This is a genomic window from Alteromonas sp. 38 (genome assembly GCF_902506055.1).
GTDB lineage: Bacteria > Pseudomonadota > Gammaproteobacteria > Enterobacterales > Alteromonadaceae > Alteromonas > Alteromonas lipotrueae.
This window is the reverse complement of the sequence record NZ_LR733300.1, coordinates 1,068,183-1,093,897: the sequence shown is the minus strand read 5'-3', so window position 1 is coordinate 1,093,897 and position 25,715 is coordinate 1,068,183. Positions and strand designations below refer to the sequence as shown.

Annotated in this window: 26 protein-coding genes; 15 read left to right on the top strand and 11 right to left on the bottom strand. The window is 43.0% G+C overall.

Annotated elements, in window-relative coordinates:
* Position 1: 1 nt before the first annotated feature.
* From pyrH to rpsB, 3 genes are all read right to left on the bottom strand, one after another.
* Positions 2-739, bottom strand: a complete 738-nt coding sequence (pyrH, locus tag FLAVO9R_RS04635; protein WP_013785187.1) for a UMP kinase — start codon at positions 737-739, stop codon at positions 2-4.
* Between the two features lie 241 nt (positions 740-980).
* Positions 981-1,853 (bottom strand): translation elongation factor Ts, encoded by an 873-nt coding sequence (gene tsf / locus FLAVO9R_RS04630; RefSeq protein WP_013785188.1) that lies wholly within the window; start codon positions 1,851-1,853, stop codon positions 981-983.
* A gap of 123 nt (positions 1,854-1,976) precedes the next feature.
* Entirely contained in the window at positions 1,977-2,708 is a 732-nt protein-coding gene (gene rpsB / locus FLAVO9R_RS04625; RefSeq protein ID WP_013785189.1) for a 30S ribosomal protein S2, read from the bottom strand.
* 359 nt (positions 2,709-3,067) lie between these two features.
* Here rpsB and map point away from each other — a divergent pair, with 359 nt between their 5' ends.
* The 3 genes from map to dapD all read left to right on the top strand — a co-directional run bounded on the left by map (position 3,068) and on the right by dapD (position 7,759).
* The gene (gene map / locus FLAVO9R_RS04620) at positions 3,068-3,862 is read left to right on the top strand and encodes a type I methionyl aminopeptidase (RefSeq protein WP_159529222.1); all 795 of its coding nucleotides are present in this window, start codon (positions 3,068-3,070) and stop codon (positions 3,860-3,862) included.
* 424 nt (positions 3,863-4,286) lie between these two features.
* Complete coding sequence (gene glnD, locus FLAVO9R_RS04615) at positions 4,287-6,938, top strand: [protein-PII] uridylyltransferase (protein WP_159529220.1); 2,652 nt, start codon at positions 4,287-4,289, stop codon at positions 6,936-6,938.
* Positions 6,935-7,759: a 2,3,4,5-tetrahydropyridine-2,6-dicarboxylate N-succinyltransferase gene (gene dapD, locus FLAVO9R_RS04610; RefSeq protein ID WP_159529218.1), complete on the top strand. Its 825-nt coding sequence runs from the start codon at positions 6,935-6,937 to the stop codon at positions 7,757-7,759. Before glnD ends, dapD begins: the two co-directional genes overlap by 4 nt.
* Before the next feature lie 86 nt (positions 7,760-7,845).
* Here the strand turns inward: dapD and FLAVO9R_RS04605 are convergent, their stop codons facing one another.
* The 3 genes from FLAVO9R_RS04605 to FLAVO9R_RS04595 all read right to left on the bottom strand — a co-directional run bounded on the left by FLAVO9R_RS04605 (position 7,846) and on the right by FLAVO9R_RS04595 (position 9,470).
* Positions 7,846-8,295, bottom strand: coding sequence for a flavodoxin (locus FLAVO9R_RS04605; RefSeq protein ID WP_159529216.1), 450 nt, complete (start codon positions 8,293-8,295; stop codon positions 7,846-7,848).
* A gap of 68 nt (positions 8,296-8,363) precedes the next feature.
* Positions 8,364-9,149 (bottom strand): tRNA pseudouridine(65) synthase TruC, encoded by a 786-nt coding sequence (truC, locus tag FLAVO9R_RS04600; RefSeq protein WP_159529214.1) that lies wholly within the window; start codon positions 9,147-9,149, stop codon positions 8,364-8,366.
* A 3-nt stretch (positions 9,150-9,152) separates the two neighbouring features.
* Complete coding sequence (locus FLAVO9R_RS04595) at positions 9,153-9,470, bottom strand: YqcC family protein (protein ID WP_159529212.1); 318 nt, start codon at positions 9,468-9,470, stop codon at positions 9,153-9,155.
* Between the two features lie 168 nt (positions 9,471-9,638).
* On the opposite strand from FLAVO9R_RS04595, the gene FLAVO9R_RS04590 reads away from it, so the two are divergent.
* The 4 genes from FLAVO9R_RS04590 (at position 9,639) to FLAVO9R_RS04575 (ending at position 13,745) form a co-directional block, all read left to right on the top strand.
* Positions 9,639-10,691, top strand: coding sequence for a DUF3549 family protein (locus FLAVO9R_RS04590; RefSeq protein ID WP_159529210.1), 1,053 nt, complete (start codon positions 9,639-9,641; stop codon positions 10,689-10,691).
* Complete coding sequence (locus FLAVO9R_RS04585; protein WP_013785197.1) at positions 10,688-10,993, top strand: DUF3301 domain-containing protein; 306 nt, start codon at positions 10,688-10,690, stop codon at positions 10,991-10,993. The genes FLAVO9R_RS04590 and FLAVO9R_RS04585 overlap by 4 nt, the downstream gene beginning before the upstream one ends.
* A gap of 1,082 nt (positions 10,994-12,075) precedes the next feature.
* Complete coding sequence (locus tag FLAVO9R_RS04580) at positions 12,076-12,489, top strand: LexA family protein (protein WP_159529208.1); 414 nt, start codon at positions 12,076-12,078, stop codon at positions 12,487-12,489.
* A complete protein-coding gene (locus FLAVO9R_RS04575) occupies positions 12,489-13,745 on the top strand; it encodes a Y-family DNA polymerase (protein WP_159529206.1) in 1,257 nt (418 codons plus the stop codon). Before FLAVO9R_RS04580 ends, FLAVO9R_RS04575 begins: the two co-directional genes overlap by 1 nt.
* Before the next feature lie 58 nt (positions 13,746-13,803).
* Here FLAVO9R_RS04575 and FLAVO9R_RS04570 read toward each other — a convergent pair whose 3' ends face one another.
* The 3 genes from FLAVO9R_RS04570 to FLAVO9R_RS04560 all read right to left on the bottom strand — a co-directional run bounded on the left by FLAVO9R_RS04570 (position 13,804) and on the right by FLAVO9R_RS04560 (position 15,482).
* A complete protein-coding gene (locus FLAVO9R_RS04570) occupies positions 13,804-14,232 on the bottom strand; it encodes a GFA family protein (RefSeq protein WP_159529204.1) in 429 nt (142 codons plus the stop codon).
* 67 nt (positions 14,233-14,299) lie between these two features.
* Entirely contained in the window at positions 14,300-15,010 is a 711-nt protein-coding gene (locus FLAVO9R_RS04565; RefSeq protein ID WP_220099855.1) for a GNAT family N-acetyltransferase, read from the bottom strand.
* A gap of 106 nt (positions 15,011-15,116) precedes the next feature.
* The gene (locus FLAVO9R_RS04560; protein WP_159529202.1) at positions 15,117-15,482 is read right to left on the bottom strand and encodes a DUF3192 domain-containing protein; all 366 of its coding nucleotides are present in this window, start codon (positions 15,480-15,482) and stop codon (positions 15,117-15,119) included.
* A 244-nt stretch (positions 15,483-15,726) separates the two neighbouring features.
* Here FLAVO9R_RS04560 and FLAVO9R_RS04555 point away from each other — a divergent pair, with 244 nt between their 5' ends.
* Positions 15,727-16,017, top strand: coding sequence for a hypothetical protein (locus FLAVO9R_RS04555; protein ID WP_159529200.1), 291 nt, complete (start codon positions 15,727-15,729; stop codon positions 16,015-16,017).
* A 127-nt stretch (positions 16,018-16,144) separates the two neighbouring features.
* On the opposite strand, the gene syd is transcribed toward FLAVO9R_RS04555, so the two are convergent.
* Positions 16,145-16,702, bottom strand: coding sequence for a SecY-interacting protein (gene syd, locus FLAVO9R_RS04550; RefSeq protein ID WP_159529198.1), 558 nt, complete (start codon positions 16,700-16,702; stop codon positions 16,145-16,147).
* 99 nt (positions 16,703-16,801) lie between these two features.
* On the opposite strand from syd, the gene queF reads away from it, so the two are divergent.
* The 7 genes from queF (at position 16,802) to FLAVO9R_RS04515 (ending at position 24,589) form a co-directional block, all read left to right on the top strand.
* On the top strand, positions 16,802-17,653 hold the full coding sequence (gene queF / locus FLAVO9R_RS04545) for an NADPH-dependent 7-cyano-7-deazaguanine reductase QueF (RefSeq protein ID WP_159529196.1): 852 nt from the start codon (positions 16,802-16,804) through the stop codon (positions 17,651-17,653).
* Between the two features lie 74 nt (positions 17,654-17,727).
* The gene (locus tag FLAVO9R_RS04540) at positions 17,728-19,269 is read left to right on the top strand and encodes a GGDEF domain-containing protein (protein ID WP_159529194.1); all 1,542 of its coding nucleotides are present in this window, start codon (positions 17,728-17,730) and stop codon (positions 19,267-19,269) included.
* Between the two features lie 2 nt (positions 19,270-19,271).
* Positions 19,272-20,630 carry a nucleotide 5'-monophosphate nucleosidase PpnN gene (gene ppnN / locus FLAVO9R_RS04535; RefSeq protein ID WP_159529184.1) on the top strand — a complete coding sequence of 453 codons (1,359 nt, stop codon included), beginning with the start codon at positions 19,272-19,274 and terminating at the stop codon, positions 20,628-20,630.
* 166 nt (positions 20,631-20,796) lie between these two features.
* The gene (locus tag FLAVO9R_RS04530) at positions 20,797-21,171 is read left to right on the top strand and encodes a DUF3192 domain-containing protein (protein ID WP_129736873.1); all 375 of its coding nucleotides are present in this window, start codon (positions 20,797-20,799) and stop codon (positions 21,169-21,171) included.
* On the top strand, positions 21,128-22,837 hold the full coding sequence (locus tag FLAVO9R_RS04525; protein ID WP_159529182.1) for a histidine kinase: 1,710 nt from the start codon (positions 21,128-21,130) through the stop codon (positions 22,835-22,837). The genes FLAVO9R_RS04530 and FLAVO9R_RS04525 overlap by 44 nt, the downstream gene beginning before the upstream one ends.
* Before the next feature lie 198 nt (positions 22,838-23,035).
* Positions 23,036-24,043 carry an isocitrate dehydrogenase gene (locus tag FLAVO9R_RS04520; RefSeq protein WP_013785212.1) on the top strand — a complete coding sequence of 336 codons (1,008 nt, stop codon included), beginning with the start codon at positions 23,036-23,038 and terminating at the stop codon, positions 24,041-24,043.
* Between the two features lie 228 nt (positions 24,044-24,271).
* Positions 24,272-24,589 (top strand): ComEA family DNA-binding protein, encoded by a 318-nt coding sequence (locus tag FLAVO9R_RS04515; RefSeq protein WP_159529180.1) that lies wholly within the window; start codon positions 24,272-24,274, stop codon positions 24,587-24,589.
* An 80-nt stretch (positions 24,590-24,669) separates the two neighbouring features.
* Here FLAVO9R_RS04515 and galU read toward each other — a convergent pair whose 3' ends face one another.
* Complete coding sequence (gene galU, locus FLAVO9R_RS04510) at positions 24,670-25,563, bottom strand: UTP--glucose-1-phosphate uridylyltransferase GalU (RefSeq protein WP_159529178.1); 894 nt, start codon at positions 25,561-25,563, stop codon at positions 24,670-24,672.
* Between the last annotated feature and the right edge of the window lie 152 nt (positions 25,564-25,715).

Here is a 25,715-nt window from a genome sequence, read left to right as displayed (position 1 = left end):
ATTAACTATTGTCAGCGTGACAAATTAGGGTGCCAACTTGCTCACCCATAACAACACGTTTCAAACAACCTGCTTCGTTCATATTAAATACACGGATAGGTAGGCTGTGATCTCTAGCAAGTGTGAACGCTGACAGGTCCATCACTTTTAATTCTTTCTCGAGTACTTCTTGATAAGACAGTTGATCATATAAAGTAGCATCTGGATTTTTAACTGGGTCATCGCTATAAACACCATCAACTTTCGTGGCTTTTAGCACGGCATCGGCTTCAATTTCAATACCGCGAAGACACGCGGCTGAATCTGTGGTGAAGAAAGGATTACCTGTACCCGCTGAAAAAATAACCACACGGCCAGATTTTAATAAACTAATCGCTTCTGCCCAGTTGTAAGCATCGCACACGCCATTTAAAGGTATAGCTGACATCATACGCGCATTAACAAAGGCACGATGCAGTGCATCACGCATGGCTAAGCCGTTCATTACGGTAGCAAGCATACCCATGTGGTCGCCTACAACGCGGTTCATGCCAGCTTTTGCAAGCCCTTCGCCGCGGAACAAGTTACCGCCACCAATAACCAAGCCTACTTGAACACCTAGTTCAACAAGTTCTTTGATTTCTTGGGCCATACGGTCAAGTACTTTAGGATCGATGCCAAAGCCTTCTTCACCCATAAGGGCTTCGCCACTTAGCTTTAACAGAATGCGTCGATATGCTGATTTCGGTGTGATACTCATTATTCGATATGTCCTCGTAAACCCATTTTGTCTTATGCTTTTCTATTATTTACACACTGCTTTTGCAGGTAAAAAGAATAGGACAAAATGCTTTCGTAAGCGTTTAAAGATTTTACCGTTTTGCACTCTACCTTACCTTAGCAAAACCGTAACCCGCGGGTAGTAGCTATAAAAAAGCACCTCCGAAGAGGTGCCTTGTAGTTTATCTGACATTAACACAATGCAAAAGATAAACGCCCAATTATTTCTTGGCCGCTTCCATTTGTGCTGCAACTTCTGCTGCAAAGTCTTCAGTTTTCTTCTCGATACCTTCACCAACTTCGAAACGTACGAAGTTAACAACATCAGCAGAGTTGTTTTTAAGCAACTCAGCAACGCTGATTGAAGGATCTTTAACGAAAGGCTGACCAGTTAAGCTTACTTCACCAGTAAACTTCTTCATACGGCCTGCAACCATCTTCTCTGCGATATCAGCTGGCTTACCAGACTGCATTGCAATACCGATTTGGATTTCTTTCTCTTTCTCAACAACTTCAGCTGGAACATTTTCAGGCTTAACGAACTGAGGGCTAGCCGCTGCAACGTGCATTGCAATGTCTTTAGCCAACTCTTCGCTGCCACCAGTAAGAATTGAGATTACGCCGATACGACCGCCGTGCACGTATGCACCTAGTGTATCGCCTTCAACGTTGATAACGCGACGAGGAGAGATGTTTTCACCGATTTTCGCCACTAATGTGTCACGAACGTCGCTTACTTTAGCACCGTTAAGTTCAGACGCATTCAACGTGTCGATATCGTTGATGTTGTTCGCTGCTGCTATTTCTAGCAACTCGTTACCAAACTTAAGGAAACCTTCGTCACGTGCTACGAAATCTGTTTCACAGTTAATTTCAAGCATAGTCGCGCGACCGTCTTGAACTTTAGTAAGGATTACACCTTCAGCTGCGATACGGCCTGCTTTTTTAGCTGCTTTCGCTTGGCCTGATTTACGCATGTTTTCAATGGCTAGTTCAATGTCACCATCCGTTTCAACCAGGGCTTTCTTACAATCCAGCATACCTGCGCCTGTACGCTCGCGCAGTTCTTTAACTAGTGCTGCAGTCACTGCCATTTTTCAATTCCTCAGCAATAAATATAAATTCGGTTAGGTAAAAGGGGCGTTATCGCCCCTCTCAATACGTTTCGTATTGTTGCACTATCATATGCTTTTGATATGACAGTAAAGCGAACAGAATTACTCTGCTGCTTCTACGAAGTCGTCTTGCTCAGCTTGTGCTTCAAGGTTGCTTTCGCGACCAGAAATTACAGCGTTAGCAGCGGCATCCAAGTATAGTTGAACTGCGCGGATTGCATCGTCGTTACCAGGAATGATGTAATCAACACCATCTGGGTTAGAGTTAGTATCCACAACACCAACAACTGGAATACCCAGGTTACGTGCTTCTGTGATAGCAATGTGCTCGTGGTCTGCATCGACAACAAAGATAGCGTCTGGTAAGCCGCCCATATCTTTGATTCCGCCAAGGCTGTTTTCAAGCTTTTCCATTTCACGCTGAAGCATTAGGGCTTCTTTTTTGGTCAGCTTTTCGAAAGTACCGTCTTGGCTTTTTTGCTCAAGTTCTTTCAAACGCTTGATTGACTGACGAACTGTTTTCCAGTTAGTCAACATACCACCTAACCAACGCTTGTTAACGTAAAACTGGTCACATTTAACAGCTGCATCTTTTACCGCATCGCCAGCAGCGCGCTTAGTACCTACGAAAAGGATTTTCCCTTTCTTAGATGCTACGCTTGATAGGTAGTTAAGAGCGTTGTTGAAAAGTGGAACTGTTTTTTCAAGGTTGATGATATGAACTTTGTTACGTGCGCCAAAGATGTAAGGTTTCATCTTAGGGTTCCAGTAACGAGTTTGGTGACCGAAATGCACACCGGCTTTCAGCATGTCACGCATAGAAACATTTGCCATTTTAATTTCCTCTCGGGGTTAGGCCTCCATATACCCATTGTATCGATCCCACCTATAAATAAGTAGAACACCCCGATACGCAGTGTTGGTATATGTGTGTTTTAATTAAATTTAATTTACCCTTTTGACCACATGCTTTTAAGGGCATTCCGTCAGGGCGCGCGCTTTATACCATATTAAGCTTATCCACTCAAGTTTTACCGCCAGTTTAGCCATTACTTGCATTCTTTAAGACTGCCCCTATACACATTCAATCCTAATGGCTAAAATATACTTATATAGATACATTCTGCACGTTAACCCCTGCCTATTTTACAAGTGGTAGCGTAACGGCCTAAATAAACGAATAGAGAGACGCTGTGTCAGCTATTATTAAGACCTCTGAAGAAATCGAAAAAATGCGCGTTGCTGGAAAACTAGCAGCCGATGTACTCACTATGATTGGTCCCTATGTAAAAAAGGGTGTAACTACAGATGAGTTAAATACGATATGTCATGATTACATTGTTAATGAGCAGCAAGCTATTCCTGCACCATTAAACTATGGTCACCCCCCGTTCCCTAAATCAATTTGTACGTCTGTAAACCATTGTATTTGCCATGGCATTCCATCGGACAAAAAATTGAAAGATGGTGACGTTATTAATATCGATGTAACCGTAATTAAAGATGGCTATCATGGCGATACCTCAAAGATGTTCATTGTTGGTAAACCTGCAATATTGGCTGAACGTTTAACTCGCATCACGCAAGAATGTTTATATAAAGCAATAAAAGAAGTTAAGCCAGGCATGACATTGGGCGATATTGGTCATATTTGCCAAACCCATGCTGAAGCGCATAACTATTCAATCGTTCGTGAGTACTGTGGCCATGGTATTGGTGCTAGCTTCCACGAAGAGCCACAAATCGTGCATTACGGTAAGCCTGGCACTGGCGATGTACTTGAAGCGGGCATGTGCTTCACCATTGAACCTATGGTGAATGCTGGTAAGCGTTACTCAAAAATTCTTCCTGATCAGTGGACAGTGGTAACCAAAGACAGAAGTTTAAGTGCACAATGGGAACATACCTTGCTGGTTACTGAAGACGGTGTAGAAGTTTTAACTTTACGTGATGAAGAGGACCTTCCTCGCATCATTTCACACAGTTAACTTTTCACACCCTGATAAATACTTTTCCGGTTCGATAAGCACCTTTTATATAGTGCTTGTATCGCGTATGTTTAAATATATAGCAGCGTAAACTTTGTTTGGTTGCTATATATTTTCTACTCCTTCACTTTCTTTCGTTTACCGATAGCCTTATGTGTAATACGAGTTTTATACGAAAACGACTTCATACTATTTACCACCGTTGTTTTTTCACTTATCGGCTTCGCTATTCCTATCTATCGCATGAGCTGTTTTGAAATTAGCGTTGGTATATTTCATTTTACACTCGCAGCATACCTATAACATTTTTGTATATTTATTCACAATATAACCTTGAATATGCAGATAATCGGCACTGCGATTTCGTTTCATTTCGTGATAAGGTTCGTTGTGTTCAAAAAGCTGTACGCATAGAAGGTGTAATTTGACGCTGCAATCCCTAATAAAAAATATTGATCAAATAACGTCGGTTGACGACTTAGTTGCCATCAAGTCGTGTGTGGAAGATAGCTACGCATGGATAAAAGCGTCATTCGATAGTATTCCTGTTAACCAACTTGTCACGGGGCGTGCCCAATTCGTGGACGCCCTGTTGTGTCACTTGTGGCACCTCTACGGTTTAGACAATGAAAGCGAACTTTCGTTGTGCGCAGTGGGTGGCTATGGACGGGGACACCTTCAACCTTATTCCGACATCGATTTGCTGATAGTCAGCAAACGCACTCTTAAGCCCGCCACCCAAGAAAAAGTGAGTCGCTTCATTACACTGCTTTGGGATATTAAGCTTGATGTGGGTCAGTCGGTGCGTACTATTAAAGAAACTGTCAGCCTCGCCAAAGATGACATTTCCATTGCTACTAACCTAGTAGAAAGTCGACTGCTTTGCGGCAGCGAATCTATTTTTGAAAAGCTGTGGGATGAAGTTAACGGACGAAATTCTTGGACGAGCAAAGCGTTCTTCTCCGCGAAGTACGATGAACAAAAGCGACGTCACGCTAAATTTAACGGCACCGCGTACAACCTTGAACCCAATATCAAAGAAAACCCTGGCTGTTTACGGGATATTCAATCCATTGGTTGGGTAGCGAAAAAACACTTTAAAGAATATGACGGCTGGAACCTCGTGGGTCACGGCTACTTTACCGAGCAAGAACACAGCGAATTAATTACCTGTAGAATGCATTTGTGGAAAATGCGCTGTGCTTTACATCTCGTTGCTGGGCGAAGTGAAAACCGCCTTCTTTTTGATTACCAACCTGATGTAGCCACCATGATGGGGTATGGGGAAGAAGGAAAAAGCTCAGTTGAGAAAATGATGCGCGACTTCTTCCGCACTGTCGCCCGAGTTTCTGAATTGAACCAAATGCTTTTGCAACGGTTCAAGTATGACATGCTTAATCAGAGTGTTCAGCGTAGCGCGATTATTAACGAAGATTTCGAATTACTCGATAATATGATTTCGCCTCGCCATGAAAATGCATTTCCTTCGCCAGAGGCTATTCTAGACTTTTTAAATGTAGTCACTAACACCCCTGAAGTTCAAGGCTTGAGCACCACCTGTATTCGCCAAATAAGAAACGCACATCGCGCTTTTGAAAATGCTTACTTTGTTGAACGCCCCGCATGCCGTGAAAAGCTCATGATCTTGCTTAAACAACCCGACTTTTTTAAATTTGGTTGGGACATTATGCATCAGTACGGCATTTTACAAGCTTACTTACCTGAGTGGGATGCCATTGTAGGGATGATGCAATTTGATTTGTTTCACGCCTACACAGTGGATGAACATACGCACCGCTTAGTGAAACACGTGAATTACTTTTTCTCGAAAGAGAACAAAGATTTCCCACGCTGTGGCCGCATCTGTCGTAATTTAGACAAACCAGAAGTATTGTATATTGCCGCTATATTTCACGATATCGCCAAAGGGCGTAATGGTGACCATTCCACGCTAGGCGCTGTTGATGTTGCCAAGTTCTGTGAACAACATGACGTACCGGCAAACGACGCGGCTATGATAAGCTGGCTAGTGGAAAACCACCTACTGATGTCGGTAGTGGCACAGCGCAGAGATATTTACGATCCAGACGTTATCAATGAATTTGCTGGCGCGGTAAGAAGCCACAACCACTTGAACTTACTGTATACACTTACCCTTGCAGACATTCGGGCAACCAACGATAATTTGTGGAACGATTGGAAAGCCTCTCTCCTTAGGGAGCTTTATTTAATGACGCAAAAAGCATTAGATAACGGGTTACAATGCCAAGTTACATTAAGTGAGCGAGTCACTACTCACAAATATCAAGCGCAACAAATTCTGCACGAACGCGGGGTTAACTCTGAATCGATTGATGGATTATGGGCACGGTTAGATGATGACTATTTTGTACGATTCAAGCCCACCCAAATTGCATGGCATACCGAAGAAATCGTTAAAGCTCAGGATGATTGGCTAACACCAGATAGCCACCAGCTTCTAGTTAAAGCGAATGACAACAGTGCAAAAGGCGGCACGGAAATTTTTCTTTTCGGTAAAGATAGAAAAGCCCTATTTGCACAAGTGGCTTCCGTATTAGACAGCCGTAATTGCTCTATTCACGATGCCCATGTTACCGTAACGCGCGATGGCTATGTGTTTGACAGTATGTTGGTGCTTGAAAATGATGGCGCGAGGCTATCGTCAGAGTCCCGTATTCAATCGCTAGAAAAAGCGATTAGCACCCAACTTGAAAAACCAGGCCGTTCTCACGAAAATAAGCGTAAACTACCACGGCAAATGAAGCAGTTAGACGTGCCTACTAAGGTACGCTTTTTCGGTGTGAGCGATGAAGCGACACTCATTGAGTTAGAAGCACTAGACGCACCAGGCATATTAGCTAAAATTGGTCATGCTTTTGTTGATACTAATGTCACTTTAAAGCTGGCTAAAATTGCTACTATCGGCGAGCGCGCAGAAGATATATTTATTGTCAGTAATGATGCTGGCAAAGCATTAACCCAAGAACAACAAGTAAGCTTGAAAAAGCGTATCTTGTTTAAACTCGATCAACTTGAAGATATCACGATACCATGAATGAATTGAAAGCCATTATTGAAGACGCCTTCGAAAACCGCGACAACATTAGCCCTTCTTCTGCCCCAGCAGAAGTGAAACAAGCCGTTGCCGATGCTATTGCATTGCTTAATAGCGGAAAAGCGCGTGTAGCTGAAAAAATCGCGGGCGAATGGGTTGTTCATCAGTGGTTAAAGAAAGCCGTTTTACTTTTCTTCCGCCTACACAACAACGATGTTATTGAAGGCGCTGAAAGCCGTTACTACGACAAAGTACCATTGAAATACAGCAACTATACTGCTGAACAATTTGCTAATGACGGTGCGCGTATCGTGCCTCCTGCGGCAGTCCGTACCGGTACCTTCGTGGGTAAAAATGCGGTTGTTATGCCTTCATATGTTAACATTGGTGCATTCGTTGACGAAGGCACCATGGTAGATACATGGGCAACCGTAGGTTCTTGCGCACAAATCGGTAAGAATGTTCACTTATCTGGTGGTGTTGGCATTGGTGGTGTGCTAGAGCCACTTCAAGCAAACCCTACTATTATTGAAGATAACTGCTTTATTGGCGCACGCTCTGAAATTGTTGAAGGCGTTATTGTTGAAGAAGGTGCGGTTATTTCCATGGGCGTTTACATTAGCCAAAGCACCCGTATTTACGACCGTGAAACCGGCGAAGTACATTATGGCCGCGTACCGGCGGGCTCTGTAGTAGTTTCAGGTAACATTCCAAGCCCAGACGGAAAGTACAGCCTATATGCTGCCATTATCGTGAAGAAAGTAGATGCTAAAACTCGTGCAAAAGTAGGTATTAATGCCCTACTACGTGGTGTTGAATAAGTCTGTATTTTTGTATTCATAGATTTCTATTAAAAAAGGGCGCTTAGCGCCCTTTTTTTATTTTTCGAGATTTGTGTCGAACCCCGTTACACACCTAACTGCGATTTAATACCGTTAACCCACTCAATAACCATGGTTTCAGGTTCAAGGGTCTCTAGGGCATCAACTTCCAGCATGTCGGCTACCGCTTTACCTTGCAGCTCTAACAATAATTCATTGAATTGACGACCGGCTCCACAGAAGCTTTCTCCATAACTACTATCACCTAACGCTGCAACAGCAAAAGGCTTGTCGTTTAGCAATGGAAACTCGTCTTTCAAATCAGAGAAGACAAATTCTAAGTTTGGTGGAACATCGCCTTGGCCAGTCGTAGAAGTAATCAATAAGATAGCGTCGGCATCGGTAAAGTCGCTTACTGAAGGATCGCTCTCAAGCTCGCAATCTACACCTTGCTCTGCAAGATTTTCTTCAACTTGCTCTGCTACATGTTGCGCATTGCCATACACGGTACCTGCAAAAATTTTTAATGTCGCCATTACTTCCTCATTATCTTTTCAAATCGTGTGGGTTTCCCGTTTAAGCATCACACTTTCTAGCCCAAACCTTAAACCTGATATTCTTGCCACGCATCTAACACTCGTTGCATTTCTGAATGCATTCTAACAGACACCGATAGCCACTTTCCGGTTATCGGGTGATAAAAACCCATCTGCGTACAACTTAAGGCCAAATTCTGAAAACTAAAGTGTGTTTGCAAAAATTTGTTCTGTTTTCCGTCTCCGTGGGTGGTATCTCCCAAGATAGGGTGCCTAATATGTACCATATGACGACGCAATTGATGTTTGCGTCCTGTCGAGGGCAAAAGTTTTACTAATGAATAGCGGGCGGTTTCATATTTACCTACGGCGAAAGGTAATTCATAGTTCGCTAAACTTTCGTATACCGTTGTGGCTTGCTGAGGTGCCTGCTGCGGGCGCTTATGTTTATCGGCAATTTTATCGTAACGATATTTGAGCGCATAATCGATGAGCCCTGAATGTTTAACATAACCACGAACAATAGCGTGATACTGCTTTTGCACCTGCTTATTCATCAACTGCTGGCCAAGCAGCGCCGCTGTTTTACTGTCAAAACTAAACAATAGTACACCGGATGTGGGCCTATCTAGTCGGTGAGCGGGAAATACGTGCTTGTTGAGCTGATCCCTTAATGTCTGCACGGCGAAGCGAGTTTCATGCCTGTCGATAGGACTTCTGTGCACTAATAAACCCGGCGGTTTATCAACGGCCACGATATGCTCATCTTGATATAAAATATTAAGCGGCGGGTATGGCTGCACACTATTGCTGCCAGCCTTTTCACTCGGGCTAACCGATAATTCTTCAGGCATGATTTACTTCTTATTAGGTTCGGTTAGTTTATCAAGAGTAAGCAACGAAACTAAGATAGATTCGGGGCAGTTTGGCACATACATCTGCGCCGCAGGGGAAATTGCCATCTTCCCTGGTAGCTGACCCATCGCTATTAAGTAATGACATTTAGGCACAAAAACATACGCCAGCCATTCGAAAAAAGACAGGGTATCAATAGCAAAAGGGGCAGTACTGGCTAATTGCGCCTTGCTAGGTGATTTGTTCGGCCACGTTTTAGTTTGGCGCATCGCTGTTTCTAGCGTATTTAAATGATACTCGAATTCTTCTATTAACTTCATAGTCATTACATGGTTTAAGGTTTGCCGTATAGATCTGGACGGCAGTATACCAGAGGCAGCACTCATTCCGCTCGCACCTTTAAAAGAACAATGCCTTTGCCTGTCGGCAACTAAAATATGCTAAACTTTGCGCCCTAAAATCAGTTTTATGAAGTGAGAACGCCTGAAATGAACGCAAACAGTATTAACTCTATCAGCGAATTTTTATTGCATGCAGGTACAGAATATATTGTTTTTGATATGGGTCGAAGACTTACCGCTTTAGACAATCAGGCGTTTTTGGATATTGAGAATGGCTCAACTGTTGCGCCCTTCCCTCGCCAGCAACATGCGTGGTTCGGCATTGTTTTTTGGAATAAAAATAGCTCAAATCAGCACTATATTTGGTTTATCAAACTCCCTCTAGACGAGCAGGGATTAGTGGTAGCGGCTTCAAGAAACCATTTTCTGCAAATTATTGTCGATGCACTAGGCCAATCAATTTCTGATGATTCTGAAGCGGCTAACACATTGCCAGATAATCCTTATTCATTTGTGCCCGCGCAGTCATTACTTGCGCAATTTAATGCACTGGTTCGCGCGAAGCTGAATCAGCCAATTAGCGTCAGCGCACAGTATGTTATCGCCTACGTGAAAGCGCCGCAGGTGGCTGACTGGCAAACCATTCCCTTACAGGCAATTGCGGATGTGGTCATTAGATTAGACTCAATGGAAAACGCTCAAGAAGTGCAAGACAGTGTGCTGCGTAACTTTTCACTTTTTGCCGAACCATTTCAACGGGCTTTTATGGAAATGGCCGAAGTTGCGAACGTATCTGAGCGGCTTAACCAATGCATGCTTTCAGTGTTAGACGGTGATGAAATAAGTTTAGCCGCGCTACGGGGTTTGTCTTGTGAGACCAAAAACGACACTATATATACGCAATTAGTGTCTCACTTTGAAGCTAAGAAATTGAACCGATTAGATATATTAAGTGTTATTGCTGCCCGCCATTTTCAGCAAATGGACGAGAAATTACTGCTGCTATTTTTTGAAGCGGTTGCCGAGGTCGATAACCAAGAAAACTATAATGGCGACGTATTCCGCGGCTTCTTCTCTGATCTTGTTCAAGTACCCCAGTTACGTGAATTAGTACTAGGCATACTAAGAACCCCAGAACGCAGTGACTTACTGGCCAGCGCAATTGGCACGCTGTTTTCACAAACTAGGGGTAATGAATGACACTTCTTGAATTAACCTTATGGTTAGGCTTAGGCTTTGTCGCCTTTCAGTTTTGGCGCATACGAAGTATTTCCGAATTTACCGATAGTTACTTGCGCCAGTATTGCAAAAATAATCAACTGCAACTGCTCAGCATTGCCAGAGCCAAAACCCGCATTACTTTCAACTACAGTAAGCCTGATTGGCATAACATTTTTGTGTTTGAATTTTCAGGAAATGGTGAAGACAGATACAGCGGAGAAGTAGAATTGGTGGGTAAACATATTATTAGAACGACCTTACCACCTCACAGGGTAAATTAGCTTTATCGGGCTTGTTAGCTCGCTATGAAAATAGATATAAACAAGATGACTGTGCCGAACAGGAATAGGTGCTAACAAAATTAACGTTTTTAGTGGTAACGCTAAAAATTAAGCAAAAAAAGGGGTAGCCTCTCTGCTACCCCTTTTCCTGGAATTTTGAGTTTCCCTCTCTGCGTTCCTTTGCGACTAAAATCTTCCCGATTAAAATCCATATACGCCCCTTTCCATCTTCTCTCGCGTGTTCCCGTGCGAGTTACCCATCCTTGCGTAAATCCCTTTCCATTTATCCTTAACATCCCACCTATCCTACACGTGGGGGCCTCATCCTAAGGCTGTTCCTTGCCAGCATAAGCTGGTGTTCCTATCCTTTCATCCTTTCTGCATTACACATCCTGTGTAACTTGCTCAATCCCTAAGCGGTCCGTTCGTTCCTGAGCTGCCTTGCTCTTACGCCTCCTGCGTAAACTATCCTTGCTTAAGCCTTCCAAGCTTTCCTTTACGATACATCCTGTATCTTTCCTTTTTATGACGATCCTTCGCCAAATCCTTTCTACTTCCTGCTGCGATTCCTTATCGCCTGCGCTTTCCTTGCCTGTCCCTGTGGTAATTCCATTTCAGCACATCCGGTGCGCTTATCATCCCTGTAATGCTTCCTGCTTTTCCATCTCCCCTCACTCCTGTTAAGGGATTCTCTTCCTTAAGTTGTCCAAGGTTGTCCTTAAAATCATCCTGACTCATCGTGTTTCCCTGTGACGCCATTAATAATATCCCTACCAAGAATTCCTGCTAGGTAGAATTACAATAAATTAAGGAGAAAATAAGGCGCTAAAATGATCTAAAAATGAAAAAACCATATAAATCAATAGCATTAGACTTTAGTCTAGATTTAGACCACGATAAAAAACCCACATTTCCTACACTTTTGTAAGAAATATCGTACAAAGCCAGTCGCCATTATGACCAATTGCGAATTTAGGCGACAGTTACAAGCACCATTAAGACGAGTATTTTCTGTACTTTGATTGCTTGGCGAATGAGAATCCACTAAAATACTGTATAAATAAACAGTATTTTAGAAGTGTATGCTTAAATTTATCCCTATCACAGCACAAGCGGGCATCGTAGGCTTTGAATCGCCTGCCGCAGAATATACAGAACTAGGCTTGAGCCTAGACTCTCTCCTTATCGATAAACCTGCTGCTACCTTCATTGGCTACGCGCAAGGCAAGTCGATGATGGACGATGGCATTCACGACGGCGACCTGCTGATTGTCTCAAGAGCTGAAGATATTTCAGACATGTGCATTATTGTGGCGACCTTAAACGGCGAGTTCGTCTGTAAGCGTGTAGACAAACGCCACGGCTGTTTGCGTTCTTCATCACCATTGTACAAACCTTACTTTTTAAAAGAAGGCGATGAATTTTCAATAGAAGGGGTGGTAACGCGCTCCATTAGACTTCACAAAACACTACACCGCCGCCTAGGAGGCGAATAGTGTTTGCGCTGGTAGATGTCACCTCCATGTATGCATCGGTCGAGAAAATCTACAATCCTCACCTGCGAAACAAACCCGTTATGGTTTTGAGCAATAATGATGGCTGTGTGGTCGCGGCCTGCCCTATTGCCAAAAGATTAGGGTTTAAAAAGTTCGTACCCTATTTTCAGGTGAAAGAGGAAGCAAAAAAAGCAGGGGTTGTTGTGTGCTCGTCTAACTATGAGCTGTATGCCGATGTGTCTTCGAAAATGTTTTCTGTCATGTCTCAATTCTGTGATGAATTGCACGAATACAGTATTGATGAAGCTTTCATGCGCTTTTCGCCACGCCTACATGATAGCGAATGGCTGGCCCTAGGATATGAAATAAGAAAAACCATTTGGCGGGAGGTAAAGCTTCCCGTGGGTGTTGGATTTGGTCCCACTCCAACCCTTGCCAAAGCGGCAAATCACGCAGCAAAAAAGCTAGACGGCTTTCGAGGCTCAGCGGTTATTAATACGCCACAGGAAAAGCAGGCACTATTATCCCGCATGGCAGTAGCAGATGTATGGGGTATTGGTGGGCGCTTGGAAAAACGATTGATGGCCATGGGCATTATTAATGCTTATGCGCTTTCACAACAATCCCCCACTAAAATGCGTAAGTATTTTTCTATCGTGCTAGAAAATACAGTGAGAGAACTTCAGGGTGAACTAAGAATGACGTGGGATGAGATAAGGCCCGCTAAAAAAGAGATTTACAGTACCCGTAGTTTTGGAAATAGAGTTACTAAGCAAGATGAATTGAGAGCGGCGCTAGCGACCCATGCTGAAATAGCCACCAAAAAACTACGCGCTCAACATTCTCTCGCTCATAGCGCCACCTTCTTTGCGGCAAATTCGCCTCATGATGATGGCAGATATGTAAAGCGGTCGGCGCTTTCCAGCTTTGCTGTGCCTACCAATGATACTCGACACGTTATTCACGCAGCGTCTGATACGCTAAATAAACTCTTTGTTCCAGGCGTGCGTTATTACAAAGTGGGGGTGGGTCTGTTGGACATTTGCGACGAGAAACATCGCCAAGGCGATTTGTTTACGCCCAGTACGGACAACTCGGCATTAATGGCAGTTCTTGACAATACGAACGCTAGGTATGGCAAAAACACGATGCATTTTGGCGCTAGGGGCTTTCAACAAAGCTTTGCCATGAAAAGAGACTTTTTGACGAAAAGAGCCACTACCCGATGGGAAGAGATCCCAAGAATTAAATGTTGAGACGTGGGATAGCTTCTGTTCCGTGTTTCTACAGTTGCTTGCTTTGCCTGCTGATAACTTAAGACTTTTGAGCAAAATACGCCATGATTTCAGCCTTGGTCATTTTTTTTGTTTTATTAGAAAAGCAATAGTAGTCTGGGCGTTGATCGCTGAAGTACTGCATATCCATTTCTAACCCATCTAGTGCTTGAAATATACCAACAGGAATATTGTACTCGCCGGTCTCATTGAGCCTATAAAACAGATGGGAACCACAGTTGCCACAAAAACCGCGAGAAGCCCAATCTGACGACCGGTGAATGCTTACGTTATTACCAGTAGAGGTTGTGTCTTCGAATTTAACCTGCGTACCGCATTGTAATGCGAACAGCGCCGAACCGCCCCACTGTCTGCAAGAATCACAATGGCAAACAGTGAATTTAGGATTAATATTCTCCGCCATTACGGTAATAGCCCCGCACAGGCAACTTCCTTGCGCACTTATCATTTACATACCACCTTATTTATTAAACGACGTAAAGTCCTCACCCAGTTTACGCATTTTTTATGACAATTTATGCAGGCTTTCGCCTAAACATTACATCGCCTTTTACGTGAGATAGGCTTAGCTCTCCCACCACATCATAGTTATCGTCGTTAAAAAAGGGCTTATGTTTAGCTACTGTAACAAACACTGCTACCCCTTCACTTTTAGCATCTTCTTCCACTACGCTGTCAATAGCACCTAATAGTGTATGTCCTAGTCCATGGTGTTGATAATCTGGGTGAACGGCAATGAAACTTAGCATATGAAAGTTAACTGCGGGGACCAATGCTCGCACTTTTTCTTCTTTTTCTAACATTTGCTTGGTGCCAAAAAGACCAGCGGTAAGTAGCATACGTAAACGCCAATGCCAATAACGGCCAGAACCAAAAGCAGCGTCTGGCGCAGTGAGGCATGCAACCGCGAGTAATCGCTCGCCATCGAACAACCCTACTATAGGCTGCTCTGCCACCCAAAAAGCGTTCAATTCTTCTCTGATAGCAGAGCGCAACCGACTCTCATAACCTTCTTTTTCGGCTTGAAATATGTCGCTAAAAAGTGGGTCGTCTACGTACGCATTAAATAAAATTGATGCAGCAACTTTCAAATCATCAACACCAAGGTAAATTGCTTTGATAGCCTTAAGAGATGGTACTAGTGACTCCACTACTTCATCTACTATGGCTTCGTTAGCCCCTTGTGCATTCGTCACTTGGCCTTCGGTTAGCGTATCGTTTGTCATGGGGCTACCCTCATTAATCTTCGGATTTATAGCCACAGAAAGCAAAAAGTGACCAATTTATGGTCACTTTACGGTAAAAACACTGAAATGTTAAATTAATGTTACCTTAATTTATTAGGTGATATGCGCTATCACCCCAGCCCACAAGGCCGCTATCTTTAAATACAATCGGGGTACATTCATCTTTTGTTGTTATACCATCACCCATGGTTCTTTGAGTACGGTAAAACAAAACACGATAGGTACCGTCTTGCTTTTCATAAAGCTCGTTGAAATCAGCTACACCCATTTTTCTTAATACGCTTTCATAGCTCATTCCTGTTTCAAGGTTCGAGATATGCTTGCGGTTATTGTACTCTCGATCTTCTACATCAGTACCGTAATGGCTATCACTTCCCCCACCTACAGATACCACGCAACCGGTAAGTAAAAATGATGATGCTAATGCGAGTGGTAAAATAATTGATTTCATGTGATTTCCTCTGATTTTTATCGTTTATAGTCTTTTATAGGCAAGAGTGTAATCAAGAATGAGACCAACTATTCAAGCAATTGATTTAAAAGTACTTATTTAAAATTAACGGTTATTAATTTTATAAAATGTGGTTTATTAAATTAATAAGTGGTCAGTTTGACACAAATTATTGGTTAAAAACCCTAGCGAAATCAGGCTGAAGTGGATAAGCTGAACGTCTTGTAATTTATTGGTCAATGAAATGTCACTGCAAAATAATAATAATCTGCAGAAATTAATGATTGTATGTCAGCAAATGGTGCAAAAAGGAACATCGCCTTCTGTTGCGCTGCTTAGAGCAAAAGCGCCTTTCAAAGCATCGGTAACAGAGGCTATTGAAGCTATTAAACAATTTAATGCTGCGAATGGCGCAAGTGACCCCGCATCTAACGGGAAGGAAGTGGAAACAATTGCATCGCTTTCAAAACGCGTTGCGGTACTTGAGCAGCAAATGACCGCGTTACAAAAACAGCTAGAAGCATCTATTGAGTAACCAATATAGCCACGTAATAGAGAATATGAAGTTACTTACCTTCAGCGCCTTCTCGTTGTCCACACCTTATATTGTCGTTTTTTTCAATGCACCAATACGCAAAGTTTAAGGCGAATTTCGTAAAGGATTACTCAGGCCGTAAGGTGGCAATAAATGCAGGAAGGTTTGGCGAAATGACTTTTTTAGGTGGCCTTCCAACTTGTTCTAACATCACTTCTCCAGTGCTATTTAACACACTTAGCACAAAATCATCTTCATCGGTTAATGCAAAAAAGAGTGTGGGCTCTTGTTTCAGTCTTGTTTTCATTAACAGGTGCCCAATTAAGTTTTGTTGAAGCCGCTCAAAGTCTTCTTCATTCCAAACTTGCAATAACTCACAAAGCCCATGCTCAGCAACTACCGGTAAATTATTACTGAAAAATTGAGTAAAGAACTGACAAAAATCAGCGTTAAGCGTAATGTCCAATGCCTCTTCAACATTCTTAAAACTTAGCGCGGAATGCTGACTGTCGCTCTGGCACTTGGGCTCCCACGGTACCAATTCTCCTTCATCTCCCTGCTTTAAATAGCAAGGTGAGGGCCATTGACTATCATAAGGTATAGTCAACAGACTACCACTGCGCTCGTAGTGGGAAGTGAAAGCACCGATAAGTTGGGTTAATTCATTACTAATTGTTAAGGCCATTATGGGGTTACACCAATATTTTTGAGGTACACTATAGGTATAAGGTGCCAAGTTCAAGTAAGACGGCACATCTAAAACGGTTAGAATATATAGGTAAATATGACTTCGAAGGTAAACGATAAAATTTCTATTTCTGCGCCCAACGATCTTTCATTGGGGAAGCAGGTTGAATATGAATTTCATTACAACCCCGACCTACTTCAGGGCGTACCCCGTAGCTTAAGCCGAGATACGTTATCGTTGGATGCTGAAGCCCTGCCCTTTACAGGTATTGATACATGGACCGGGTATGAACTGTCTTGGCTCAACAAAAAGGGAAAGCCTAACGTAGCCTTGCTTGAATGTAATGTACCTATCACCTCTACAAATCTCATAGAGTCGAAGTCATTTAAGCTGTATTTAAACAGCTTCAATCAAACCGCTTTTGAAAGCCCTGAAGACGTTCGCGCCACACTGGCATCTGACCTGTCAAAATGTGCGGGTGAACCCGTGATGGTCAGCTTAACGCTTCCAAATCAATTCAATACACTAACATTTAAAGAGTTTGAAGGTGTACTGCTTGATGAGCTTGATATCGCTGTGGAAACTTACGAACCGGACACATCGCTGTTAAAAGTAACGGACGAGAAAAAGGCTGAAACTTTGGTTTCCCACTTACTTAAATCGAATTGCCTTATTACCAGTCAGCCTGATTGGGCAAGTGTGCAAATTCGTTATGAAGGGAGACGCATAGATCACGAAGGCTTACTAAAATATTTAATTAGCTTCAGACAGCACAATGAATTTCATGAACAGTGTGTAGAGCGTATTTACTGTGACATTATGCAACACTGCCAACCTGAAAAGTTGACAGTATGCGCGCGTTACACAAGACGTGGAGGGCTCGACATAAACCCTTTCCGCTCTAATTTTGAAACGCCCTATGCAAATAAAAGGCAAGCTCGTCAGTAATTTAGCTAACAGGTTAATAACAAAATCACTAAATGTGCAGGATGACTTCACCTAAGGTTGAGTAAACAAAAATTATGGACGCCAAACAGCTTCAAACCTACAAGCAACACAATACGTTACTTTCACAATTTATCGTTCGCTTGTCTGCCTTTTATGAAGGTTTTTCCGACAAAATTGATAGTGAACTACAAATATTGAGAGGGCATTTGTCCGGCACGCCAAACTTTACGCTTGCCACGGTCAGCATCAATAAGCTTAATAGCGCGCTTCAACACCAAGAACTGACATTAAAAAAATACAGTATTGAAACCGTCGCCTTGTTAGAAAGTGCAACTAAGCGTCTTCAAAAAGTAGTGTTTGAAGATGAAGTGCTTCAAAAACGAGCCACACAGCAATTGATAACCCTGAATCAGCCGGTTGGGGATATTTTTAGTATTTACAAGTTGTTCCAGCAAGCTATTGAGTTGCATCATGCGGCGTTAGCAAGTAGCGCAGCAAGCGAGCCTGCTGTGGGAAATAGTAAAGACGAGGCAGCTGTAGCAGATGGCGCTAAAGACACCAAGATAAACCCTCTTTATAAGTCTATTTTAGAGGAACTAAATCAGCTTATCGCCAGCTATGCCCAGCGCCAACCTGACGATAGTCAGTTAGTTGATATACAGAAAAAGTTAACTGAAGGCATGTCGGAAGACCAGTTACTAAAGAGCTGCGTAGTTATTCTTCGAATGATAGTGCAAGACGCTATGGCAGAAGCCAGCTTAACCGGTAAGGTCATTCAAAGCCTGCATAACTCCCTAGGTAAAATGGGAGGAGATGTTCAGCTAAGCATGGAAAATAGCCGCACTCAGTTTGAGCAAAGACAGGTTGGTAATGCGCAGCTTCAGTCCCATATCGAGAGTATTGAAGAAGCGGTGTCACACAGCGAGTCTCTAGAATCACTTAAAGAACACACGCAATTCTGTGTCCAGAATATTGCCAGCACGTTAAATGAACAAGCGCAATTAGATTCTCAGGGCCAAGAGTCATTAATGGGGTTACTAGGCTCAATGCAAAGCAGAATTGAGCAGCTTCAAAAGCAAACGATAACCTACAAGAAGAAGCTGGCTGAACAAATGATGCTTAGTCAAACCGACCCCCTAACCCGCTTACCTAACCGCCAAGCGTACAATGAGAAGTTGTCGAAGGCGGTTCAGTCTTGGCAGGATAATGGCGATGATTTAGCGGTGGCCGTCATCGATATAGACCACTTTAAGTCAATAAACGACCGATTCGGTCATGCTGCCGGTGATAAAACACTTCAAGTGGTAGGAAAAAACCTAAAGCAACAGTTAACAGAAAACACCTTTATGGCGCGCTGGGGCGGTGAAGAATTTGTTTTGCTTCTACCCGGTATGAATAAGCAAAAAGTCACCAGCCTGCTGGAAACCATGAGAACTAAGCTGGCCTCTTTACCCTTCAAATTCAAACAAGAAAAAGTCACTATAACCGCATCTTTTGGCGCGTCATTTTTCAAAAAGGGGGACACCCCAGACGCCGTTTTTGAACGGGCTGATAACTTACTATACCAGGCCAAAAATAGCGGTCGAAATCGCGTTATCACTGACAGAGACGAATAAGTATGAAGAAAGTGCAGTTAAATCCTGTTGGTTGGATGAGTCAGTTATCGCAGATTGAAGTGGCTCAGTTACAAGATACGACAAATAGCGCACTTTACGGCATGTTTCGAAACTGTTGTTTAGCGGTACTAAATAGTGGTGTTGATGAAGATGATTACGAAGTGCTTTTTGAGCCTTACGAAAATTTCGATATCAAGCTGGTTCGTAGAGAGCGTGGCGTCAAAATTGAATTAGTGAACCCACCCGAAGTGGCTTTTGTAGATGACACCTTGGTTACCGGAGTGCATGAGCATATTTTTGCAGTACTTCGCGACCTGCTTTATATGGGCAACAAGTATGCGTTTACCCACAAAAGTGCGCCAGTCGATAGTGTAAACATTACCGATATGGTGTTTGACATGTTGCGCCATGCAAAGGCACTTGAAGGAAACGACGGCCTTAATACCGTGGTGTGCTGGGGTGGTCACTCTATTAATCAAACTGAGTATAAATATACAAAGGAAGTGGGATACCAGCTAGGGCTTAGAGAAATGAATATTTGTACAGGCTGTGGACCAGGTGCAATGAAGGGGCCCATGAAAGGGGCTACCATTGGGCATGCTAAACAACGGTATAAAGCAGGCCGTTATATTGGCATTTCTGAGCCTAGTATTATCGCAGCGGAGCCTCCCAACGCGATTGTTAATGAACTAATCATCATGCCTGATATTGAGAAACGCCTTGAAGCCTTTGTTCGCCTAGCTCATGGTATTGTGATTTTTCCAGGCGGAGTGGGCACTGCCGAAGAGTTGCTTTATTTGCTTGGTATATTAATGAATGAACGAAATGCCCAGCAGCCCTTCCCTGTGATCCTTACCGGTCCAGCTGGATCTGAGGCGTACTTTGAGGCCATTGATGAATTCATCGGTGCAACGATAGGGAAAGAAGCACAGAGTAAATACCAGATTATCGTTGACGATCCTGAAGAGGTTGCTCGTGTGATGCGCACGGGACTCGGGAGAGTTAAAAAGTACCGAGAAGCAATGGGCGATGCCTATAGCTTCAACTGGTCACTAAAAATAGAAGAAGATTTTCAACGTCCGTTTATTCCCACACATCAAACTATGTCAGATTTAGCATTGCATCATGATCAGGATAATGCCTCACTAGCTATAGCGCTAAGGCAAGCATTCTCGGGTATTGTGGCGGGCAACGTAAAGGCTGAAGGTATAAGACACATTAAACAGCACGGACCATTTAGACTGACAGGTGATGCCAAGTTAATGGAGCGGGTCGATACACTATTAGAATCTTTTGTTTCTCAGCAAAGAATGAAGCTTCCTGGCACTGCATACACGCCTTGCTACACAATTGAGAAATAACTAGACGCATTTCCTTACGTTTAACACTTACCGTCGATGAACTTTTTACGGTACACTGTAGACTTAAGTAGTTATTCAAACAAAGGAACTGCGATATTACAGTTTGTAACCTGTACACATGTTGTAAATTGTTTATTTTAGCGCAGAAAAACGAAAAGTTAGGGTTATGAACTCCAAGGTAATTCGACTCATTTTTGCTGGCATCGCATTGTATGCGGCTTTTGTATTTCTAGTGATTTCAGTTTATCCCGATAAACCTGAAAATATGGACTGGAAAGACCGCGAAGAGTATAACCGCGTACAAATTACCAAATTAAAGTTGGGTAGCACGCGAGAAGAGGTGTTGGCCTTGCTTGGTTCGCCTGATATTACCGAAGCCAAACGACAGAATGATAATGCTATTCAAGTGATGTTTTACCGCACCCAGCACGTTCGTGCTGATGGTTTAACCACACAAGATGAATGTACGCCATTATTGTTTGAAAACGAGAAGCTCATTGCGTGGGGCGACGGGGCGTATTCAAGTTACCAGCAAAGCTAACCAAATGGAGCTCAATGATGCTTCTGAGCTTTCGGACGTCCTGCTTTCTCTACCTGCACTTTCCTCGACGCCTCAAGATATCGTTAATACCTGTCTTCATCGAGCTAAGCTTACCCTTTCATTTGTCCAAGCTCACCCCGCCATTCCTTTAGCACTTCAAACATGCACGAGTGATATCGACACCCTTACGCGTCATATGTTGAACCTAGCACTGTATGGCAAACTTAATAACTATAACGACCATTTTTTACAACATATTATTGCGGCCCACTTAGCTACGTATTATTTGGCAGCTTCTAATCTGGCTTCTTCTAATTTGGCCAAGGCATCAAAAAATGAGTCAATCAGTCAAAAAAAAGCGCTGCTTACGTTCATCAACGAGCATCACCTCACGCTGTGGCGACAAATTATTGCGTTGCAAAAAGTGCTTTTCACCTCACAGTCAATAAAGCATGTTGGTGAAGTTAAATTAACGTCACTTCAACGCATATGCCTTGTAGCAAGTGTGTTTTCTTACTGCACTGAAAGTCACTCAAGGTCAAGTCTTCTGGCGTTTATCGCTCAGCGTATACCCATGATGCAGCGGACTTTCTTACACCCTATCGCATCACTTATTTCAATACCTTTGCCTGGGGCTAGCGTTTACGTAAAAGCCCACCCCGCTATTGTGATTGATATACAAAAACATCACGCGCTTGTGCATTCACCCAGTAGAAAAGAGGATGAGAAAATACTATGGGTTAAGCGCAATACACTTTTGGCGCCTAAAAACCTTTATCTTAGTTTTGAAGATTTCACTGGTCAATATCAAGCATGTGAGAATGCCCGAAGCGTGAAAGGAGAGCAGTCTTTTTTACCCGCAACCTTCCCTGTTCAACGTCCACCTTCAGCCCTTCTAGAGATTATTGATGAATTGCAAAAAGCGGATGTGGATGTACCTAATTTATGTCAAAAGGTAGAAAAGGTGCCCAGCTTCCAGCAGTTCTTGCTTTTTACTGCTAGCCTAGACAATCGCCTTAAACTCCCCGTAACGAGCCTCAAACAAGCGATACTAACTTATGGTTTGGAAAGAGTGGGCGATATGCTGGTACAACATGCACTTATAGAGCGCTTAACCCAACATCAATATCCACTGCTTGCCATAAGCAAACAATTTACCTCCCTGGCGTGTGGCATTGCTGCGCAGTTAACATCAATAACAAAAACGAAGTTTACTCCTCAATCTGCCGCCCTAGTGACCACCTTTTTGTGTGCCCCCTTATTCACGCTACCTGGATTAAAAGTGGCGACTAAACTACCTGTTAGCCAAAAAGACTACTTTCAGATAGGTAAAGCCTTCAAGGTTAAAGGCGTTTCTTCATGGCATGCTATTTCAGGAGAACTGGCGGAAAATTGGCACCAGAGTGCGACATGGCGAGCGATAATTCACCAATCAGGTCGGCGGCACGCAGAGGTGGCTGCTTCTTTGCAAAAGGAACATGCCATTTTACAACTGTCTTTTGGCCTCGCCAGAGAGTACTTATTCCCGTTGAATGCGCGAGATGCAGCCACTGACAATACCTTCGATACCTTAGTAAAGAGCGTAGCATTAAAAAATGAAGATATTCGCTGCGTAATGGAAAGACTAGGCGAATATCTGTTTTGCCCACTTAATTTGCACGAGTAAAATTAATCTTTACGAATGGCTATAACTTAGCCCCGCTATCGTATAAAATACGCCGCTTAGCGCCGCTTCAAATAACTACCCCTAATTTTCAAAATAATAATAAGATGAGGCGGTCATCTTTGGCGCGTTTCGCTCGCTAAGCTAAAATGTAGTAAACCTAACGATTTTGACAATAGAATTATCAGAGGATCCTTCCACATGACTCAGCAACACATTACAGTCATTCGCGGTGACGGCATTGGCCCAGACATTATTGATGCAACCACTAAAATTTTAGATAAAGTTGGCTGTGATTTTGCCTATGACTACGCAGATGCAGGCTTAGTTGCCCTTGAAGAGCATGGTGAACTTCTGCCACAAGCAACACTTGACCTTATCGCTAAAAATAAAGTGGCACTTAAAGGCCCACTAACTACACCAGTTGGCGAAGGTTTCACATCCATTAACGTTAGCTTACGTAAGCAATTCAAACTTTACGCAAACTTACGCCCTGTGATCTCCTTCAAAGGCACTAAAGCTCGTTACGAAGATATCGATATCATTACCGTGCGCGAGAATACTCAAGGTATGTATTCAGGCCTTGGTCAAGTGGTTTCAGAAGACGGTAACGAAGCTGAAGCGATGAGTAAAATTACTCGTGACGGCGCTGAAAAAATCGTTACCTTCGCTTACGAATTGGCGCGTCGCGAAGGCCGCAAGAAGGTTACCGCAGTACACAAAGCTAATATTTTGAAGTCGACTTCAGGTTTGTTTTTGAAAGTGGCTCGTGAAGTGGGTGAACGTTACCCAGATATCGAGTCTACAGAAATGATCGTTGATAACACCTGTATGCAGTTAGTCATGAACCCACATCAGTTCGACGTGATTGTTACGACTAACCTATTCGGTGATATCCTTTCTGACCTATGTGCTGGACTTGTTGGCGGTCTTGGTATGGCTCCTGGCGCTAACATCGGTGAAGACTGTGCTATTTTCGAAGCTGTTCACGGCTCCGCTCCTGATATTGCAGGTAAAAACTTAGCTAACCCAACATCAGTTATTCTTGCTGCGGCTCAAATGCTTGAATACTTGAATATGGGTGATAAAGCTGAAAAAATTCGTAGCGCATTAAAAGACGTTATTGAAACTGGTGACCGCACTACTCGCGACCTTGGTGGTGAAGCCGGCACTAATGAATTTACTCAAGCGTTGATTGACCGCCTTTAAGGTTAAAAATACGTCATTAATAAAGCGGGCTTCAAGCCCGCTTTTTTGTATCTGTCTCTTACTGCATACATTCTTCCCTCTCCCCCTCCCCGCACAAAAAAAGAAAAAACGCCCTAATTTACTGTTGGCCGTTTAACAAAACTGTCCTAAAACTGGTCTTTTCATATTTCACCCTGTGGGTAACATCAACACGGTACAAATGGTGTACACCCCAAACAAGGAATGACAATGAAAAAACAATTAACAAGCTTACTGGTTCTATCTGCGCTATATATTTACACACCAGCCATATCGGCCGCCCCCCTTGATAATGATGCTTCATCATCAATGGTAAGTGTTGGTATCGCGACAAAAATCGACCTTAATGACGCGAGTATTGAAGAGCTTCAAACTTTGCCTGGCGTGGGTATCTCTAAGGCAAAAGCTATTATTGCTTATCGACAAGATGTTGGGCCATTTTTAGAAGTAGCCCAAATAACCGAAGTAAAAGGGATTGGTGAAAAGATGCTCTCTAAACTGCAAGGCTATGTTGTGGTAAAAGACTGAATAGGACACTCGGTGTTACTCAGTTTGAAAGACACGTACAAAAAAGCGCGCCATAAGCGCGCTTTTAAATAGCCATAATCTTAGAGATTAAGGCTAGAGATATACTCTTTAAATTCTTGACCTAACCCTGGGTGTCTAAGCGCGTACTCTACGTTAGCTTTCATGTAACCTAGTTTACTACCACAGTCATGGCTCTTACCTTTCATGTAGTAAGCATCAACCTGTTCAACCTTCATTAATGCATCAATAGCATCAGTAAGTTGAATTTCATCGCCGGCACCAGGAGGAGTGAATTCAAGCAAGTCCCAAATCTTCTCAGATAGTACGTAGCGACCTACAACAGCTAAATCGGACGGTGCTTCATCAAGCGACGGCTTTTCTACCATTTTGTGTATTTTAGCAGACTCCCCCGGCTCTATCGCTGCGCCATCAAGGTCTGCAATACCAAATTTGGTCACATCTTCTTGTGGAACTTGTTCTACCATTACTTGGCTGACACGAGTGGTATTAAACTTAGCAACCATGTCTGCAAGGTTATCTTTTTTCGGATCGCTTGCCGCATCATCAATGATCACATCAGGTAATACTACCGCAAAAGGTGCATCGCCAATTATAGGACGAGCACACAATACAGCGTGTCCTAGACCGTTCGCAACACCTTGACGGATATGCATGATAGTGACATCTTTCGGACAAATTGACTGTACTTCTTCAAGTATCTGACGCTTAACACGCTTTTCCAATGTGGCTTCAAGCTCAAAAGATGTATCAAAATGGTTTTCGATACTGTTCTTACTCGCGTGGGTTACCAAAATGATTTCTTTTATTCCTGCTGCGACACATTCCTTCACGACATATTGAATAAGAGGCTTATCTACCACTGGAAGCATTTCCTTAGGAATTGCTTTTGTAGCAGGAAGCATTCGGGTACCTAGGCCCGCTACTGGAATAACGGCTTTCTTTACTTGACTCATAATTTAATGTCCTTGTACTGATAATCCTCAACCTAAAATGAAGTATGCAATCCACATTCCATACTCACAACTTCATTTTGGCTCGAAACGGTTACGCGTTTATAAAACTTAAAGTTCACTTCATAATGATTTCTATTATAAAAAATAAAAAG

Coding starts and splice junctions, on each gene's coding strand:
- truC (WP_159529214.1), bottom strand. CDS start 9,149: ATGCCTGAAGAATTATCGGTTAGCCCGAGTGAAAAGGCTGGCAGCAAT.
- FLAVO9R_RS04605 (WP_159529216.1), bottom strand. CDS start 8,295: ATGGCGACATTAAAAATTTTTGCAGGTACCGTGTATGGCAATGCGCAA.
- galU (WP_159529178.1), bottom strand. CDS start 25,563: ATGAGTCAAGTAAAGAAAGCCGTTATTCCAGTAGCGGGCCTAGGTACC.
- queF (WP_159529196.1), top strand. CDS start 16,802: ATGACTTCGAAGGTAAACGATAAAATTTCTATTTCTGCGCCCAACGAT.
- FLAVO9R_RS04565 (WP_220099855.1), bottom strand. CDS start 15,010: ATGACAAACGATACGCTAACCGAAGGCCAAGTGACGAATGCACAAGGG.
- rpsB (WP_013785189.1), bottom strand. CDS start 2,708: ATGGCAAATGTTTCTATGCGTGACATGCTGAAAGCCGGTGTGCATTTC.
- FLAVO9R_RS04520 (WP_013785212.1), top strand. CDS start 23,036: ATGACTCAGCAACACATTACAGTCATTCGCGGTGACGGCATTGGCCCA.
- dapD (WP_159529218.1), top strand. CDS start 6,935: ATGAATGAATTGAAAGCCATTATTGAAGACGCCTTCGAAAACCGCGAC.
- syd (WP_159529198.1), bottom strand. CDS start 16,702: ATGGCCTTAACAATTAGTAATGAATTAACCCAACTTATCGGTGCTTTC.
- FLAVO9R_RS04555 (WP_159529200.1), top strand. CDS start 15,727: ATGTCACTGCAAAATAATAATAATCTGCAGAAATTAATGATTGTATGT.
- FLAVO9R_RS04590 (WP_159529210.1), top strand. CDS start 9,639: ATGAACGCAAACAGTATTAACTCTATCAGCGAATTTTTATTGCATGCA.
- tsf (WP_013785188.1), bottom strand. CDS start 1,853: ATGGCAGTGACTGCAGCACTAGTTAAAGAACTGCGCGAGCGTACAGGC.
- FLAVO9R_RS04515 (WP_159529180.1), top strand. CDS start 24,272: ATGAAAAAACAATTAACAAGCTTACTGGTTCTATCTGCGCTATATATT.
- FLAVO9R_RS04570 (WP_159529204.1), bottom strand. CDS start 14,232: ATGATAAGTGCGCAAGGAAGTTGCCTGTGCGGGGCTATTACCGTAATG.
- FLAVO9R_RS04595 (WP_159529212.1), bottom strand. CDS start 9,470: ATGAAGTTAATAGAAGAATTCGAGTATCATTTAAATACGCTAGAAACA.
- pyrH (WP_013785187.1), bottom strand. CDS start 739: ATGAGTATCACACCGAAATCAGCATATCGACGCATTCTGTTAAAGCTA.
- FLAVO9R_RS04585 (WP_013785197.1), top strand. CDS start 10,688: ATGACACTTCTTGAATTAACCTTATGGTTAGGCTTAGGCTTTGTCGCC.
- ppnN (WP_159529184.1), top strand. CDS start 19,272: ATGAAGAAAGTGCAGTTAAATCCTGTTGGTTGGATGAGTCAGTTATCG.
- FLAVO9R_RS04540 (WP_159529194.1), top strand. CDS start 17,728: ATGGACGCCAAACAGCTTCAAACCTACAAGCAACACAATACGTTACTT.
- FLAVO9R_RS04560 (WP_159529202.1), bottom strand. CDS start 15,482: ATGAAATCAATTATTTTACCACTCGCATTAGCATCATCATTTTTACTT.
- FLAVO9R_RS04530 (WP_129736873.1), top strand. CDS start 20,797: ATGAACTCCAAGGTAATTCGACTCATTTTTGCTGGCATCGCATTGTAT.
- FLAVO9R_RS04580 (WP_159529208.1), top strand. CDS start 12,076: ATGCTTAAATTTATCCCTATCACAGCACAAGCGGGCATCGTAGGCTTT.